This is a genomic window from Neorhizobium sp. 2083 (assembly GCF_031455615.1).
Classification (GTDB): Bacteria; Pseudomonadota; Alphaproteobacteria; order Rhizobiales; family Rhizobiaceae; genus Neorhizobium.
In genome coordinates this window covers 1-15,520 of sequence record NZ_JAVDTC010000012.1, presented here as the reverse complement: position 1 = coordinate 15,520, position 15,520 = coordinate 1, and the positions used below count along the sequence as shown (strand labels likewise).

At 57.5% G+C, this 15,520-nt stretch carries 6 protein-coding genes; 2 read left to right on the top strand and 4 right to left on the bottom strand.

All coding sequences use genetic code 11. The annotated features are described in order from the left end of the window. Nucleotides 1-3: 3 nt before the first annotated feature. On the top strand, nt 4-930 hold the full coding sequence (locus J2X76_RS29570; protein WP_310221196.1) for a LysR substrate-binding domain-containing protein: 927 nt from the start codon (nt 4-6) through the stop codon (nt 928-930). 75 nt (nt 931-1,005) lie between these two features. On the opposite strand, the gene J2X76_RS29565 is transcribed toward J2X76_RS29570, so the two are convergent. The 4 genes from J2X76_RS29565 to J2X76_RS29550 all read right to left on the bottom strand — a co-directional run bounded on the left by J2X76_RS29565 (nt 1,006) and on the right by J2X76_RS29550 (nt 15,347). After that, nucleotides 1,006-2,565: an ABC transporter substrate-binding protein gene (locus J2X76_RS29565; protein ID WP_310221195.1), complete on the bottom strand. Its 1,560-nt coding sequence runs from the start codon at nt 2,563-2,565 to the stop codon at nt 1,006-1,008. A gap of 1,075 nt (nt 2,566-3,640) precedes the next feature. Further along, nucleotides 3,641-4,807: a transposase gene (locus J2X76_RS29560; protein WP_310221193.1), complete on the bottom strand. Its 1,167-nt coding sequence runs from the start codon at nt 4,805-4,807 to the stop codon at nt 3,641-3,643. A gap of 577 nt (nt 4,808-5,384) precedes the next feature. After that, nucleotides 5,385-6,743, bottom strand: coding sequence for a TolC family outer membrane protein (locus J2X76_RS29555; RefSeq protein ID WP_310221353.1), 1,359 nt, complete (start codon nt 6,741-6,743; stop codon nt 5,385-5,387). A gap of 264 nt (nt 6,744-7,007) precedes the next feature. Then, nucleotides 7,008-15,347, bottom strand: coding sequence for an Ig-like domain-containing protein (locus J2X76_RS29550; protein ID WP_310221192.1), 8,340 nt, complete (start codon nt 15,345-15,347; stop codon nt 7,008-7,010). Between J2X76_RS29550 and J2X76_RS29545 the strand changes: the two genes are divergently transcribed. Continuing rightward, nucleotides 15,318-15,520: hypothetical protein (locus tag J2X76_RS29545; protein ID WP_310221191.1), on the top strand; the 203-nt coding region annotated here is incomplete at its 3' end. The genes J2X76_RS29550 and J2X76_RS29545 overlap by 30 nt on opposite strands.

Sequence of the window (15,520 nt, the reverse complement as noted above, 5' to 3'; positions counted from 1 at the left end):
GCCATGGTATTCGGGAGGGTTATACCAATGAGAAATCCCAGCTTGAGGCAACTAGAGGCGCTGATGGCCGTGGTCGAGGCCGGTACGGTGAGCAGGGCATCAGAAATACTGCGCATCTCGCAACCGGCCGCGAGTAAATTGATCCAGGATCTGGAGGCAGATACCGGACTACAACTTTTCGAACGCGACAGCGGCCGGCTGGTGCCGACAGGCCGCGGAATGCGGCTCTACGAAGAGGTTGAACGCATCTTCGGTGGAGTTCATCAGCTTGCGCGCGCAGTGGAGGCCATCCGCCGCGAAGAACACGGACAGCTGGTCATAGGAACGATGCCGGCGCTGTCAGGGCCGTTCATAACCAGGGTCCTCAAATTGTTTCGAGCCCGCCACCCAGATGTCTTCGTGTCGGTCGAAGCGAGGAGTTCACAGTTTCTGACCGAGGCTGTCCTCCTTCGCCGGCTCGACGTGGTGATGGTCATCAGCGGGCTGGAACATCCGTCGGTGGTCGGTGAAGCTCTCAAGAGCCCGCCGGCGGTGGCGATACTCCCGAAAGGGCACCGCCTTTGCGAGAAAAAGGAATTGACCCCACCCGACTTTGCAGACGAACCATTCATCGCCTTCGGACCGACAAGCATGATGCGCAGGAAGGTGGATGCAGCGTTTGACGCTTATGGGCTGAGGCCCAGGATCGTTATTGAAGCGACGACAGCACCGAATGTCGCCGAATTTGTAGCCGCCGGGCTCGGTGTGACAATCGGCGATCCCCTTTCCATGGAAATCGTCGCCGACCGCGTGGCCATCCGTCGCTTCATTCCCGAAATCGCGTTCGAATACGAGATCGTCCGGCCGGTTCGCGCCCGCAACAGCAGCCTCGTCGCGGATTTCGTGGCCGCCGCACATTCCGCTGCACTGAGCACGACGATCGCTCCATGACAAAAAGGCCTCGGACTGTGCCATCCGCACGGATGCGGACGCCCAGGCCGAGGCCAGACAGAGGAGTTTGATCGTTCAGCGTTTCAGCGTCGTCTTTTCGGTGATCGGCGGAGCGAGATTAAGCGAGCCCTTCAATTCATAGCCGTAATCGAGCGCCTTGCTGTGTACCCAGACCTGCATCAGGCTGAAAAGCGGGACCCCGCATACCTGTTCGAAGATCTTCTTCTGGGCCGCCGACCACTGCTTCAGCCGCTCGTCATCCGAGGTTGCCCGCCGCGCCGCGGTGATTTCGGCATCGGCCGCATCGCAATGGCCGAAGTTCGTGACGGCGGTCGGTTTTCCGATCGCGGCATCCGAATGGTAGAACTGACTGAGATAACTATCCGCTACCGGATATCGCGCAGCGCCATAAAACACGACATCGCCCAGATCCTTGCGGATCTGTTCCTGGTATGTCGGATGATCGACCACCTTCATCTGCAGATCGATTCCCGCCTCGGCCAGTTGGGCCTGGATGACTTCCATGATCGGCAGCTGGGACGAATTCGAGGACACGACGGCCGAAAGCTGCACGCCCTTGGGGAACCCGGCCTCCGCAAGCAGCTTCTTCGAAGCGGCGGGATCGTATCTATAGGTCCAGCTGCAATCCTCTCCCAGATAGCCGGAGGGAACGACCGAACACCCTTTCGGGCCAACGCCGGCGCCGACGAACTGCACGATCTGGTCGACATTGATGGCTTGCGCGACGGCCTGGCGGACCTTCACATTGTCCAGAGGCGGACGAGACTTGTTGAGGAATACCGTGCGATATTCACCGGGTGCGAAAATATCGACGACCGCACCATCCCATGCTTTAGCCTGGTCGACCCAGCGTTGTTCGCGCTTGCCGTAAATGAGATCGAGCTCGCCGGAGCGGAACGCCAGCTCGCGGCTGGAGTCTGTCGGGATGAGGTCAAACCTGATACCGTCGAGCTTCGGCGCGCCCCTGAAATATCCGGGAAAAGCCTTCAGGTTGACGGCCTGCTGCGTGATCGCGCTTTCGAACATGAAAGGCCCGGTCCCGATCGGCCGGCTCTTGAAATCCGCGCCGAGCTTTTCAAACGCCTTTTTGCTGATGATATTGCCGCCATGATAATTGGCGATGAGACCGAGAAAACCCGGCACCGGCTCGCTCAGCGTAATTCTGACCGTCATCGGATCAACAGCATCGATCGATTTTACGCCGGCGAAATCGCTCGAAAACGACGACGTTTTCGGGTCCTTGGCACGCATCAGGGAAAAAACCACGTCCTCCGAGCTTAGAGTGCCGTAGTCCCCATGGAATTTGACATTCGGACGAAGCTTGAAAGTCCATACCAGCCCATCGGTCGACGAGGTCCAGCTTTCAGCCAGATCAGGCTCTATCTTGGCCGGGTCGCCACTTCCCGGCGGAAAACGCACAAGCCCGTTAAACATCCACGACACGAGCGTTACATCCGCAGTTGCGGTCGCCCGCGTCGGGTCGAGGGTTGAAATATCCGGCGCATTGATGCCGACCTTGAGCGTCTCTGCTGCCGCAAGCTGAGGCGCGAGCGCAAGAGTGGTCAGCGATATCGCAAAGACAGCCGCATACTTCGTTTTATTCTTCAGTTTCATGTTCACCTCCTTTTTTGTAGGCGAATACGGCCATGTTTCGATATAACTGTCAAAGTCGCTAAATTTGCGGATGTATTCTGGAAGGTTATACCAATGTCGAAAACCGCGATTTGATGAAGGTAATTCAATTGTCACGCGGGCTCGCAAACGAGCGACGCCTTATGCATGATGTGCGCCAATGGTGAGCAGCCGAGCAGAGCTTTGCAGGTCTTGAAGGGATTCGAACCAGTGCTCTGATTGTACCAAGTTCTATGCTCTTGAAATTCCTTAGAAGTTCTCGGAACTCCGAGTCACACGTTTTGATCATTTCTGCTAGCGCAAACTACTCGTTCGCCCCACCTCTCCAGTCCGATTCAGACATGAACGGATGGGACCAAGACTCATCGGGCACTGCTTCTACGATGAGCTCGGGATCCGCCCGCATCGTTGCGGACCTCATATCGGGCCGCAACCCAGAGATCGACGCAGTCGACCTAGGAACTGCGCGGTACGGTAATTCACGAGTTACTCGTTTTCGCCCAGATAGGCTCTATTCTTTCTGATCGCCGGCAGTAAGGCCGAGCAAAGGGCGATCCCTATCACGCTCAAGGTTAGGAGTGTGAGTGGTTCGCCGATGAAGGTTCCGATCGAGCCCTGGCTGAGAATGAGTCCTCGGCGAAGATTGTCCTCAAGCATCCCGCCGAGTACGAGCCCCAGCAGCAAGGGCGCGGCCTCAAATCTTAGTTTCGAAAGCAGATATCCGACAACGCTGTTGGTTTCCACGCAGAACTGAGCCGGTTAGGCGCATAAGGCTCAGTTCCGCGTGGAAACCAACAGCCAAACGACATCCAGTCAAAGGAGGCCCATCTCCGCCGAGGAACTTCTCAGCTCGCGGCCGGCCCTCAAAATCACTGGCTGAGCTTCGCTAACCATCCGGTGCGACGAGTATCAAATCCAAAGGCATTTAACTGCGCCAAACAAATAGAGTATCCCGTTTACCGCAAACGATATTTTCTCTAACCGCTCTCCAGAACCTACACAACGCTGGGAATAGATTGTCAAACCTATGCGCTTACGTCGTCGTCTGGTTCCTGTTTCATCGAGATCGTTTCACACGAGGCTTATGCTTCGCGTTAAAACGTTTCTCTCCACAGACTGAAACCGCGAAGCTCGCGGCCATGTGTTCGAGGTTGCGAGCGGCATTGAAATTGTGCCTCGCAACATATCCACAATCGTCGCAATGATAGAGTCGCTGCGACAGCGCCAGCTCAGTTTTCACTGAGCCGCAGCGAGAACACATCTCGCTTGAAGGAAAAAACTCGTCGGCAATAACAATGGTTGTGCGGTAATATCGCGCTTTGTAATCCAGTTGGCGCCGGAACTCGACGATAGAGTAATCCCTTATGGAACCCGAAAGACGATGATTGCGCGCAATCGCGCGGACAATCGAATGGCTAATACCCACCCGGCGATAACTCTTCGTCAGCTTCGAAGTTGTCTTGTGTAGTACATCCTGGCGTATGTTGCTGATCCGAATCTGCAGCCGGGCCAAGCGACGCTTTGCCTTCTGGGCTTTCTTAGAGCCGCGCAGTTTCCGCGATAACGCTCGGCTGTTGCGCTTCAGCCGCTTCATTAAAGCGACATGATCTTTTGACCCTGCCACATCGGTACCGTCGCTCAGAGTCGCAAATGGCGTCGTTTTTAAATCGACGCCCACGGCGTCAAGGGGCTGCTGAACAGATTTCTCGTCCTCAATATCGACCATGATTGAGGCAAACCACCGGTCGGCTTCACGACTCACGGTAACGCGCTTCAGTTTACCCTTGAAACGGACCTCCTCACGCATGCGCACCCAACCAACGACGGGAAGCTTAATCCGCCTACCATCGCAGCGAAATTTATTCGCCTCGTTTGCGGCACAGAAACTATCGCGCTTTCCCCTGGTTTTAAATCGCGGATATTTCCCGCGTTTTTCAAAGAAGGCGCGAAAGGCCAAGCCGAGATTGATGATTGCTTCCTGAGTGGCGCATTTTGTTACATCAAACATCCATGGGAAAGTTTCGCGCTTCATCCCATTCAACTGCCGACGCAACGAAATTTCCGTTGGAAGAGGTGAAGACGGATCGTCTTTACCTATCAGGTACTGCCTCTTCCATTCAGCTAGTGCCCAATTGTAGACGAACCGCGCCGTTCCCGCTGCACGAGCAAAATAGGTTCGCTGCACATTTGTCGGATCAAGAGCAATCTTATGTGCAATGAGCATTACTGGTATTCACCGCTTTGCCGGCACCGGCGGGTGGTTTTCAGTGCTTTGCGCAACTAGCTACTATAGGAATGGCGGCCGGAAAAGAGGCGAATGATACTTCGCACATATTTTGCGAGGCCTGTCTTCAGACACATTGCTTCGCACGTAGGCTCGAGAATGCTGCGCTGATTTGAAGGCACTGCCAGGCTCGGGCGGCTCCCCTAAGTCGCCGATTTCCAGCCCAACTGAGACTCGAAAAGAATCATACGTGGCAGCTGCTGCGTAAAACCTATCCATCGCCGAACATGGCTTTCTCATGGTTTGCAAGGGGGCCTGAGTATTGATGACGAGTGTCGAAGCCGCGAGTGGAAGAACACTTTGAAGCCAAGCGCCTCACGCGCATGAGGTGACTAGTGAGGCGGTATGTCCGTCTTCGCGCCTGAGGTGGTTCGCCTACGCTGGTCTTCCGAGGTGCTCGGACAGGCCGTGCCGATCCTCACCACAGGGGCAGGAGCCATGGCAGATTATAGAGGAGCTTTTGTCGCAATCGGTCTTGGTCGAGCTTTACGTCGAGCATCTTTTCCTTGCCAATCCGTTACTGTCGGATCGGCGCCAGGAGATCCATGGGCATGCCAGCCTTTTGAAGGGAGTCAATTTCGACATAGCCAGGATTCGTGACGCCACCCGGGACAGTGAACTCTTTCCGGGCATACGCCTCAGCCTGGCCGACGGGCTTGAGCTTCATCGACTGAAGCAGACTGCCTGATGCGGCCAAGATCTTGTATTCGGCGAAAAGCGAAGCAAATCGTGCGGTTTCCGCAAGAATGCTGGTGTTGAAACGAGTATTCTGGGCATCCAGAACGTCGAGAAGCGAACGCTGGTTAACCTTGAACTGCTCGCGATACGAGGTGACGAGGCTGCCGTTCGTTGAGGACTGCCGCGCCAGGATCGCGGACAGTTCGCCGCGGCCACTGCGTTCGTTCCATGCGGAGCGAATCGATTCTTCAACCTCGCGATGGGCCTGCGCCAAACCGTAACGCTGTTCGCTGGCGCGACGGATCTGCTCCTGCTCGCGCGCCTGATCGATACCGCCGCGATAAAGGTTCCAGCGGGCGGTCAAACCGACCTGAACGTCGTTGGTATTACCCTGGTTGCCGTCGATGTCGTTGCCGACACGGGCGCTGCCCTGAAGATCGACCTTCGGAAGATAATTGGCGCGCGAACCACGAACCCCGGCATCCGCCGCATCCACATCGGCATCGGCCGCATGAATCTGCGGGCTGTTTTTCTTGGCGATGAAGATCGCGTCATTGAGCGTCTTCGGAATGAATTTCGCGAGCGATACCGGCTGCTTGACCGGACCGATCGGCTCACCGACCGTCTTCAGGAAACGGATCTTGGTAAGTTCCAGCTCTTCCTGGGCTTCGCGCAACCGGGCCCGGGCGGCTTCCAGTCGCTCACGGCCCTGCAGGCGGTCGGCATCGGTCAAGGCACCACCCTGGATGCTTGCGCCGATATCGCCGAGAATCTGATTGTGGGCGGCGACGTTCTGCTGTGCAATACCGACGATCTTGGACTGCAGGATATACTCGAGATAATCTTGAGTAACCTGAAGGGCCAGGGACTCGGATCGCTCGACGACACGGAAGGAAGCGCCATCAACGCGCGATGCCTGCTGCTCGACCTGCGAACGGCGACTGCCGCCGTCAAACAACGTTTGAGTAATTGTCAGGCTTGCATCGGACGGAGAATAGGTTTCGTAGTCACGGGTAAGTGTACCTGTACTGCTGTTGGACAGTCGTCGACGACCAACTCCGGCCTGCAGATCTATCGAAGGAAGATAAAGACCCCGCGCCTGCCGCAGTTCGAACTCCACGGCTTCGCGATTTTCTACCGCCTGCATGATTTGCGGGTTGGTTTTCAGGGTCTTTGCTACTGCTTCATCGAGCGTCATCGCATTGGCAGGCGCGTTAAACACAACCCCCAAGGCTACGGTCGCCAACAGTGTCGCCCAAATTCTTTTGCTCTTAAACAATCGGAAGCCCCTCGCCGATTTAAATCCTACGCCGAAGTCCATATACCGGTGGCATTTCCGTAGAAAGTGTTTTTGAACATCACCAGCCAGAATTTTACGCTTATTTTATTGATCAGCAATTGCTGAAACAAGAAAAGGCGCTCGCGCGCCTTTCCCGTTGTTTCGATTTTGAGCAAACGTCACTTAGACGTGAGAGATGTTTGCCGAGTGCTTGTCGTCGTCGAAAAGGATCTTGACCGCTTCGGTGTGATTCTGGAGCACGGCGACATCCTTCCAGCTGTCAGTCGCGACCTGAACACTGACGGTCGTGTCGTTACCGGCAATGGTGGTGCGGACATTCGCGGCAGCCTCTTCACCGGTTGCCTGGTGACCAAGCAGGGTATCGAGGAGCTTCGAGACATCGACCGCATCGCCTTCGCTCGACTTGTAGTCGGTGATGACGTCGGCCATGTCGAGTTCGTGCAGGGCCGAAGGATCGAGCACAAACGTATCCGCGCCGGCACCGCCGGTCATCTGCGTCAGACCCGGCAGGGCGGTGAGGATATCATCACCGTCCGTACCGACCAGGACGTGGTCAGGCTCGTCGCTGAACAGCGTGTCGAAGCCGACTTCCACGAAGGAACCCGTCGAACCGTCAGCGTAGTTGAACGTGCCCTGGGCAAGCAGCGCCTGGCCGTCGATATAACCTTCCGCGCTGTGGGCATCGAGCGAAATGCCGGTGATGCCGTAGTCGTGGAGGCCCTTCAGCTCGCCGGCGTCGCTGATGCCGTTGCCGTTTGCATCCTGCCAGACCAGCAGCTTGTCGAAGCCGGTGTCGGAGGCATCGATCTTGCCGTCATGATTGACGTCAAGCGTCGAAAGCGCCGCCACACCGCCGGCATGCGTGCCGCCGCCAAAGTTCGGGGTGAAGATTTCCGAACCATTGTCGATCTTGCCGTTGCCGTCGACATCGAAGGCAAGGATGCCGTCGGTCTTGGTCCAGGCCACCTGATCGAGTTTGCCGTCAGCATTGATGTCGAACTTCACACCGTCTTCCACCGAGGTGAAGGTGAGGCCGTTGTGATCGAGATCGAGGATGATTGGGTCGACGGCGCCGCTTGTGAACAGGTCATTCAGGTTAGCGATCGTTCCCTTGACGGCGATAAGGCTTACATTTTCGCCTTCGTTGCCGCCTCCCTGCTGGTAGATGAACGTATAGGCTACACCAGCGAGAGTAGCATGGAACCCGACAGTAGCCCCCCCAATCCCAATGTCATTCCTCGTCAGATATTGATAAGCAGCGGCGACTTCCTCGTTACTATCCAGAACCACAGCCGAGCTATAGGTTCCAGTATCGTCAAAACTGACGATCCCATTCGATATCGCATGCGAGCTTATTTGGAGGCCGCTATCCCACGTGGAAGCCGAGTTGTCGCCATTCACGCCGTTAGTGTTAGTAGCGACGACGGGGGCAACGGCCAAATCGATCTTGTCACTTGCCGAGTTGAAGTCGGTAATGGTGTCGTAACCAGAAACCCCAGTTATAACGCCTAAGAAGGTAGAAACCGTCGCGGTCGCGTCGCCCGCCGCAAAAGCGAACGTATCCTTGCCCGCGCCACCAGTCATCGTATCGCTGCCGCGACCACCCGCAATCCAGTCATTGGCAGAACCACCGGTTATCGAGTCATTGCCCCCAAAACCGTAGATGACCTGGTCGTGTGTAGTGCCGGTACTGTCGATCGTGTCCCCGTTGTTGTTGGTGCCCAACCGTAACGTGACCGTTTCCGTTCTGCTCGCTCCATCCGGATCGACAGATTTGGGCGTGAGGATAGTAATCGTCTGCACGTTATCATAGTTGAACGTGCTGTTCGATGTCACCAAACCTGAGGAGGAATTCACCAACAGAGATTCGGAATCTCCGTCCACGGACACCGCTTGAGTAGCCTGACCATTAAAACTGTAATTGAACCCAGATGTGTCATCGGGATCAACAGTCGAAAGGGTAAACAGCGCGGAGTTGTTATTGATATGCGTATCTGGATTCCAACCACCCTCCGTAATTGCTGCCAGATTGGCGTTGCCGGTAAATCGGATATCGGATGGCGTCGCATTCACAACGGTATTGATCGTATAATTCCCGCTCACCGCGCCGCCGCCCAAATTGCCCGCCGTATCGGAATAGGAGCCTGCCGTCAGGGTCACGACATTGATCGTATCGCTGATATTGGCAGTAGGCGTGAACGTACCGGTCCAGGTGACACCGCCGTCTGACGTAGTCAGCGTGCCCAAAGTACCGTTCTGCACGGCGATATCGCCATTGTTGAACCCTGTCACCGCCTCCGAGAAGGTGACGGTAACCGTCGACGTTTCGCCAACCGTCAGCGCGCTGTCGCTCATCGAGATGGTCGCGGTCGGGGCAGCCGTATCGATCGCGTAGTTCCCGCTCACGGCACCGCCGCCCAAATTGCCCGCCGTATCGGAGTAAGAGCCCGCCGTCAAAGTCACGACATTGGTCGTATCGCTGATATTGGCAGTTGGCGTGAACGTACCTGTCCAGGTGACGCCACCGTCCGACGTCGTCAGCGTGCCCAAAGTACCGTTCTGCACGGCGATGTCATTGTTATTGAATCCTGTCACCGCCTCCGAGAAAGTGACCGTAACCGTCGACGTTTCGCCGACTTTCAGCGCGCTGTCGTTCATCGAGATGGTCGCGGTTGGGGCAGCCGTATCGATCGCGTAGTTCCCGCTCACGGCACCGGCGCCCAAATTGCCCGCCGTATCGGAGTAAGAACCCGCCGTCAAAGTCACGACATTGGTCGTATCGCTGATATTGGCAGTTGGCGTGAACGTACCTGTCCAGGTGACGCCACCATCTGACGTTGTCAGCGTGCCCAAAGTACCGTTCTGCACGGCGATGTCACTGTTGGTGAATCCTGTCACCGCCTCCGAGAAAGTGACCGTAACCGTTGACGTTTCGCCGACTTTCAGCGCGCTGTCGCTCATCGAGATCGTCGCGGTCGGGGCAGTGTCGTCGACATCACCCACATTGATTGTGAAGGCTTGGCTCTTGTGCTCACCACTGCCGTCGGTCGAAGTGACCGTCACACCGACGGTTGCTCCACTCTCGTAATCAAGCGACACTCCGTCCTTGAGCTTAAGTTGACCGTTCAGCACCTCGAAACGGTTGTCACTGACCGTATAGTTGTGCGTATCGCCAAGATCGACATCTGTCGTCGCCAAGTTGCCGATAACAGCGCCCGTCAGGTTCTCATTTACGGAGTTGCCGTCGAGCACGATCGCAGTCGGTGCATCGTTGACGCCGTTAAGGGTAACCACGACGTTCTGCGTTGTCGTTCCGCCTTCACCGTCATCGATCGTCACTACATAGGTCTGTTCGATCGACTCGCCGGCTGCCAGGAACTGCAGATCGTCGTTGTCGACACTGAAGTTCCAGGAGACGGAGCCACTGCCGTTCGCTTCTGTCACGGAGCCAAGGGTGAACTGACCGATATAACCCGCACCGCCGGCGAGAGCCGCGAAGCTTGCCGTATGCGTGTCGGCAACCTCGACATCGGTGAACGAGATCGTACCGCCGGTCGTCTGGCTCTCCGGCAGGCCTACAGCGGGGCCAGTTACGCTGATATCATCAACATAGTCCCAGCTCGGGTTGTTGCGGAAGCTGAACTGCAGCAGAGTCGAACTGTCCGTTGCGGTGAACTGATATGTAAACTGCTGGTAACCGTAGCTTTGGTTGAAGGAGTGGGCAAGCGTGACGTCCTCTACCTTCAGGATGAATTCGTTGTTGGTATTATTGCTCACGCTCATCCAGAACGTCAGGGTATAGTTTTGGCCTGCAATCGTCTCGATTGCCTGGCTCATGGTTTCCAAAGTATTAACCGGACCGCTCTGCAGGGCGTACTGTCCGCTGTGGACATTCACCGTGTTCACGCCGGACCAGTTCGTCGCATTCCAGCTCCACCCGGAGAAGTTGCCAGTCTCGAAGCCGCCATTGGTGACGAGCTGCTTCGTGACAAGGCCCATAGCGTCCTCGGTAACACTGCCATTCGCTGCGGTGACGACCGGAGCATCGTTGACCGGTGTCACCGTCAGGCGGAACGTGTCGGATACGGTGAACGAACCGTCCGATGCTGTCACCGTCACATCGATCAAGCCGTTATAGTCAAGCGGAGCCGTGCCGCTGAACGTCCGGGTCGCCGCGTCGAAATGCAGCCATGCCGGCAGTGCCGAACCATCGCCGAAGGTGGCTGTGTAGGTCAGGGCCGAGTCCACATCCGAGAACGTGTCTCCCGGAACCTGGAAGGAAATCGTTCCTTCCTCTGCAATGCTCTGGTCAGCAATCGGGTGGGCGAGAACAGGCGCTTCGTTGACGTTAGTCAACTGAACGCTGAGGGTTTCGGAATAACTGCCGTTCTTGCTGTCTGTTACCAAAACGGAGACGTCGATTGACGGGGTTGTCTCGTAGTCGAGAACTGCACCCGCAGCGACTGTGATCTCGCCGGTCGAGGCGTTGATCACGAACCTGCCGTCCGCCGACGTCAGCGACGTCGAGCTATCGGCGAGGATAAAGGCATAGCTCAACGGATCGATTGAACCGTTTGAATCAACGCCCTGAACGGTGCCGACAACCGTGCCCGCGGCTGAATTCTCCGCAACGGCAAGACCCGAAGTCGTCAAATCCGTTGGTGCCTGCTCGATCAATTGGGCTGCAGTGACCGTACCATCGGCAAACTGGAAACTCTCGACGCCGGTCGCCTTGAGGACAGGCCCGCCATTGGGCAGCGAGATCGTAAACTCACCACTCACGGGATCCTGCGTGACCGTTACATCCTTCCAGACGCTTTCGCCCGCCTCGTCACCGATGACAAGCACGTCGGTTCCACCGGCACCCTTGACGACGACGCTGTGGCCTGAGGTCAGTTCCGAGACGTCGAACGTTTCATCGCCCTCTCCGCCTTCGTAAGTGATGGTCGAGGTAAGTAGCGAAGTACCCGTAAAGCTGCCGTTGACGGCAAGAGTATCAGCGCCACCACCGCCCTGGATGACAATATCTTCAATCTCATTGACCTCGGCGGCCAATGCTCCGTTCACGGTCAGCAGAATTTCGGCCGAACCGGCATATGGAGAACCCGGGTGAGCGGCGTTATAAGCCGCGACACTCCAGATCGCATACTGCTCGCTCGCAGCTGAACCGACGACACGCAGCAGGTCACGACCGCCTGCGAGTTCGGTACCGCCGTCAATGACATCCAAGCCGTCGCCGACGGACCACTGGATCGTGTCATTGCCATCGCCACCATTGATGATGTCGTCACCCTTGCCGCCGATCAGCGTATCGTTGTCTGCACCCCCATTGATCTGATCGTTGCCCGCGCCGCCCCAGATTTCGTCACTGCCGGCGCCGCCCTCGAGGATGTCATTGCCGCCGAGGCCGGAGATCAGGTCGTTGCCGTCGCCACCGAGGATGTGGTCTGCTTGGTTGTCCGAACCCTGCAGGGCGTCATTGCCCTTGCCGCCGTCGATCAGCAGTTCCGAAACGTCGCCGGACGTGTAGGACTTCGGCAGAAGGATGACATCGTCTCCGTCCGTGCCGATGAACTCTTCCACACCCGACAGAGTGCCCGGATAGTTCGCCCTGTCGAAGACAAAGCCCCTGGCGCCTGCCGCTGCCACAAACTCGGCCCGGTCGATGCCCGTGCCGCCCGAGAGAGAGTCGCTCTCGCCCGAAAGCTGGCTCAGCGAGACCTGTCTCGTCGAGCCGTCGCCGAGCGTTACCGTGCGGGTACCCTCGCTTGTGGCGTCGTCGATATCGGCGTTCAGGATGAACTTGTCGTTGCCGGCACCACCGGTCAGCGCATCGCCGCCCTTGCCCGACGTGACGACGTTGTCGCCGTCATTGCCCTGGACCGCGTTGTTGAGGCCGTTGCCGACAACGTTGATCGGTGCATTGCCGCCAAGCGTGAGGTTCTGGACGCCGTTCAGCGTCAGCGTGATGCCGGTATCGTCGGCACCGCCGACGACCGTCAGGTTCTCCTTGGTGATCGTCGCACTCTCGCCGACGATCGTGCCGACGAGCTCGATGCGGAACCCATCCTGCGTCGAAGCTGCATCGTTCGCGGCCTGGATCGTGTCATAGGTTCCGACGAGGTTTGCCCCGTCGAAGACGCGAACCGGATCCGTCAGATCGAGCACGACGCCGTTCGAGAACTTGATCAGTTCGATGCCGTAAAGGTTGTCGGTATCGACATTGACGTTGCTGCCCGTGTATTCCGGTGCGCCGGAGAGCGCTTCTACTCTCCAGATGCCAAGCCCGCCGCCGAGTACCGTCGTGTCGAAGTACACATGATACTTGTCCGATGCAGCGCCGTAATTGGCACTGTCCGCCTCGCCAGCGGTCGGATCAAGGTCAGAATCCGTGTTGCTCGTACCGTTGCCGTAGAGGCTATCGGCGTGCTTGCCGCCCCAAAGAGCGTCGTTGTCCGCCCCGCCGATGATGATGTCGGCGCCGTCTCCGCCGGCAAGGGTGTCGATTCCCTGACCGCCGTAGAGTACATCATTGCCGGCACCGCCGACGATCGTGTCATTGCCGAGGCCGCCTTCGATGGTCACGCCGTGCGCGACGAGGTCATCGCTGACGTAGTCGGACCTCATGACGATCACGTCGTCGCCGTTGGTGCCGACGATCCGTTCGACGCCCTCGATGTTGTTCTGGTAGCCATCGAGCACGAAGCCTTCGGTACCAGCCTTGAGGTAGATCGTATCACCGAGGTCGAAACCGCCGTTGATCGAGTCGAGCGTACCGGCCTTGCCGGAAATATCGACGTTGCCGGCTGTCAGGCCGACCAGCGGAACGCTAAGAAGCGTCCCCGGATCGTAGCTCATGTCGGCCGTCACATTGATGGTATCGCTGCCTGCGCCGCCATGGATCGTGTCGGCGCCGAGGCCACCCCAGATCACGTCATTGCCATTGCCGCCGGACAGGGTGTCGTTGCCACCGAGACCGGAAATCAGGTCGTCGCCGTCGCCGCCGTTGAGGATATCGGCCGAGTTCGAGCCGCCGAGGACATCATTGCCCTCGCCGCCTTCGATGGTGATCGGGCCGCCGTCCGCGGTAGAGCCCGCAGCCAGGATGATGACGTCATTGCCATCGGTGCCGACGATCTTTTCCACGCCGGAGAGATAACCCGGAGCCGTGTTATAATCGGCCACGAAGCCCGGCTTGCCATCCCGCTCGAGAATGATGGTATCGTTTCCAGCCCCGCCGATCACTTTGTCGGAGGTGCCGGCCAGGCCATCGATGTCGATCGCAAGCACGCTGCCGTCGCCGAGTTTTATCTCGCGATTGCCGGAACCGGTCACGTCCGCGCCGAGAATGAAGGTGTCGGCGCCTTCGCCGCCATCGAGAATATCGGCGCCGAGGCCGCCATCAAGATAGTCGTTGCCGCCATTGCCGGTGAGCTTGTTGGCTTCGCCGCCGCCGATGAGAACGTCGTCGGCAGAACCACCCAACGCGTCGTTGATGCCGGTCATATTGTCGATGCCGACAACCTTGTCGGTGACCAGAGCACCGTCGGTTGCACGGTCACCGGCAACATTCTGGCCGAGAACGGTATGCGCGGTGTCGTCGAGATTGACGAAAACGCTCGAGGAAAGGTCGGAATAGTTGATCGAGTCGATCGAGCCCGCAGCATCGACACGAACCACGAAGGTCTGCTCGGCGGTCGTGTCGTGATCCGAGTCCGTTGCATGATAGGTGAAGGCAAGATCGATGTAATCGGCTGTACCGACGGGCGCCGGATGATCCAGCGGCTGCAGCAGGTTGAACGTGTAGCTGCCCGAAGCGAGATCCGAGAGCAATACGTTGAAAACCACAAGATTGGCGTCGGTCGCACTCGCTGGAGCAGTCGAGCCGATATAGGCCACGAGATAGGCGCCAACGAATGCGAACTGTACCTGATTTCCATTCGAGGTCAGGTTGGGAAGGGCGCCCGCAGGACCTGAAACGGTTACGTTGTTGGCGGCAACCGGCTTTGCGAACGTGACCGACCGATCATTGTTTCCAATGTTCGGATTGGCGTCGTCATTACCCCACGATATGGAGAGCGGCACGGCGCTGAGCGTCCGGGTGCCGTCTTCGAACACCGTCTGCATCTCCGGCGCGGCACCCACGGTCGCTACACCATCTGCCACGTCAATGTGGAACGGCTGATCGACGAAATCGCCATCACCGTCATAAACGCGGGCGACGAGATCAAGCGTGAGATTATCGCTGCCGGCGGGATGATCGAGATTCTGATGGAGAGTGACGATAAAGCTGCCGGCATGAACCACCGACACTATAAAGACCGGACTATCGACCGTATCGCCATCCTTGAAGGCAACGAGCTGCTGATCGACGCCGTTTGTCGTCAGGATGGCATACTTCAATGCCACGCCATCCGAGGTGAGGCCTGCATTGATTATCGGATCGCCATGAACGTCCGTGCCGATAGCGACATGGTTGTTCTTGTCGGCCCCAATCTTCACATTCAAACTGTCGAAGTCGACGGAAACCGAAGGCAGACCAACTTCGGATACATTGCCCGAACCGGCAGGACCGGCGATAACCGGGCTATCGTCGATGACGTTGACCTGGAAGTTGTTCTTGACGATGTCGCCATCGCCGTCGCGGGCGGTTGCCGTGAAGGTGAAGGTCAGCA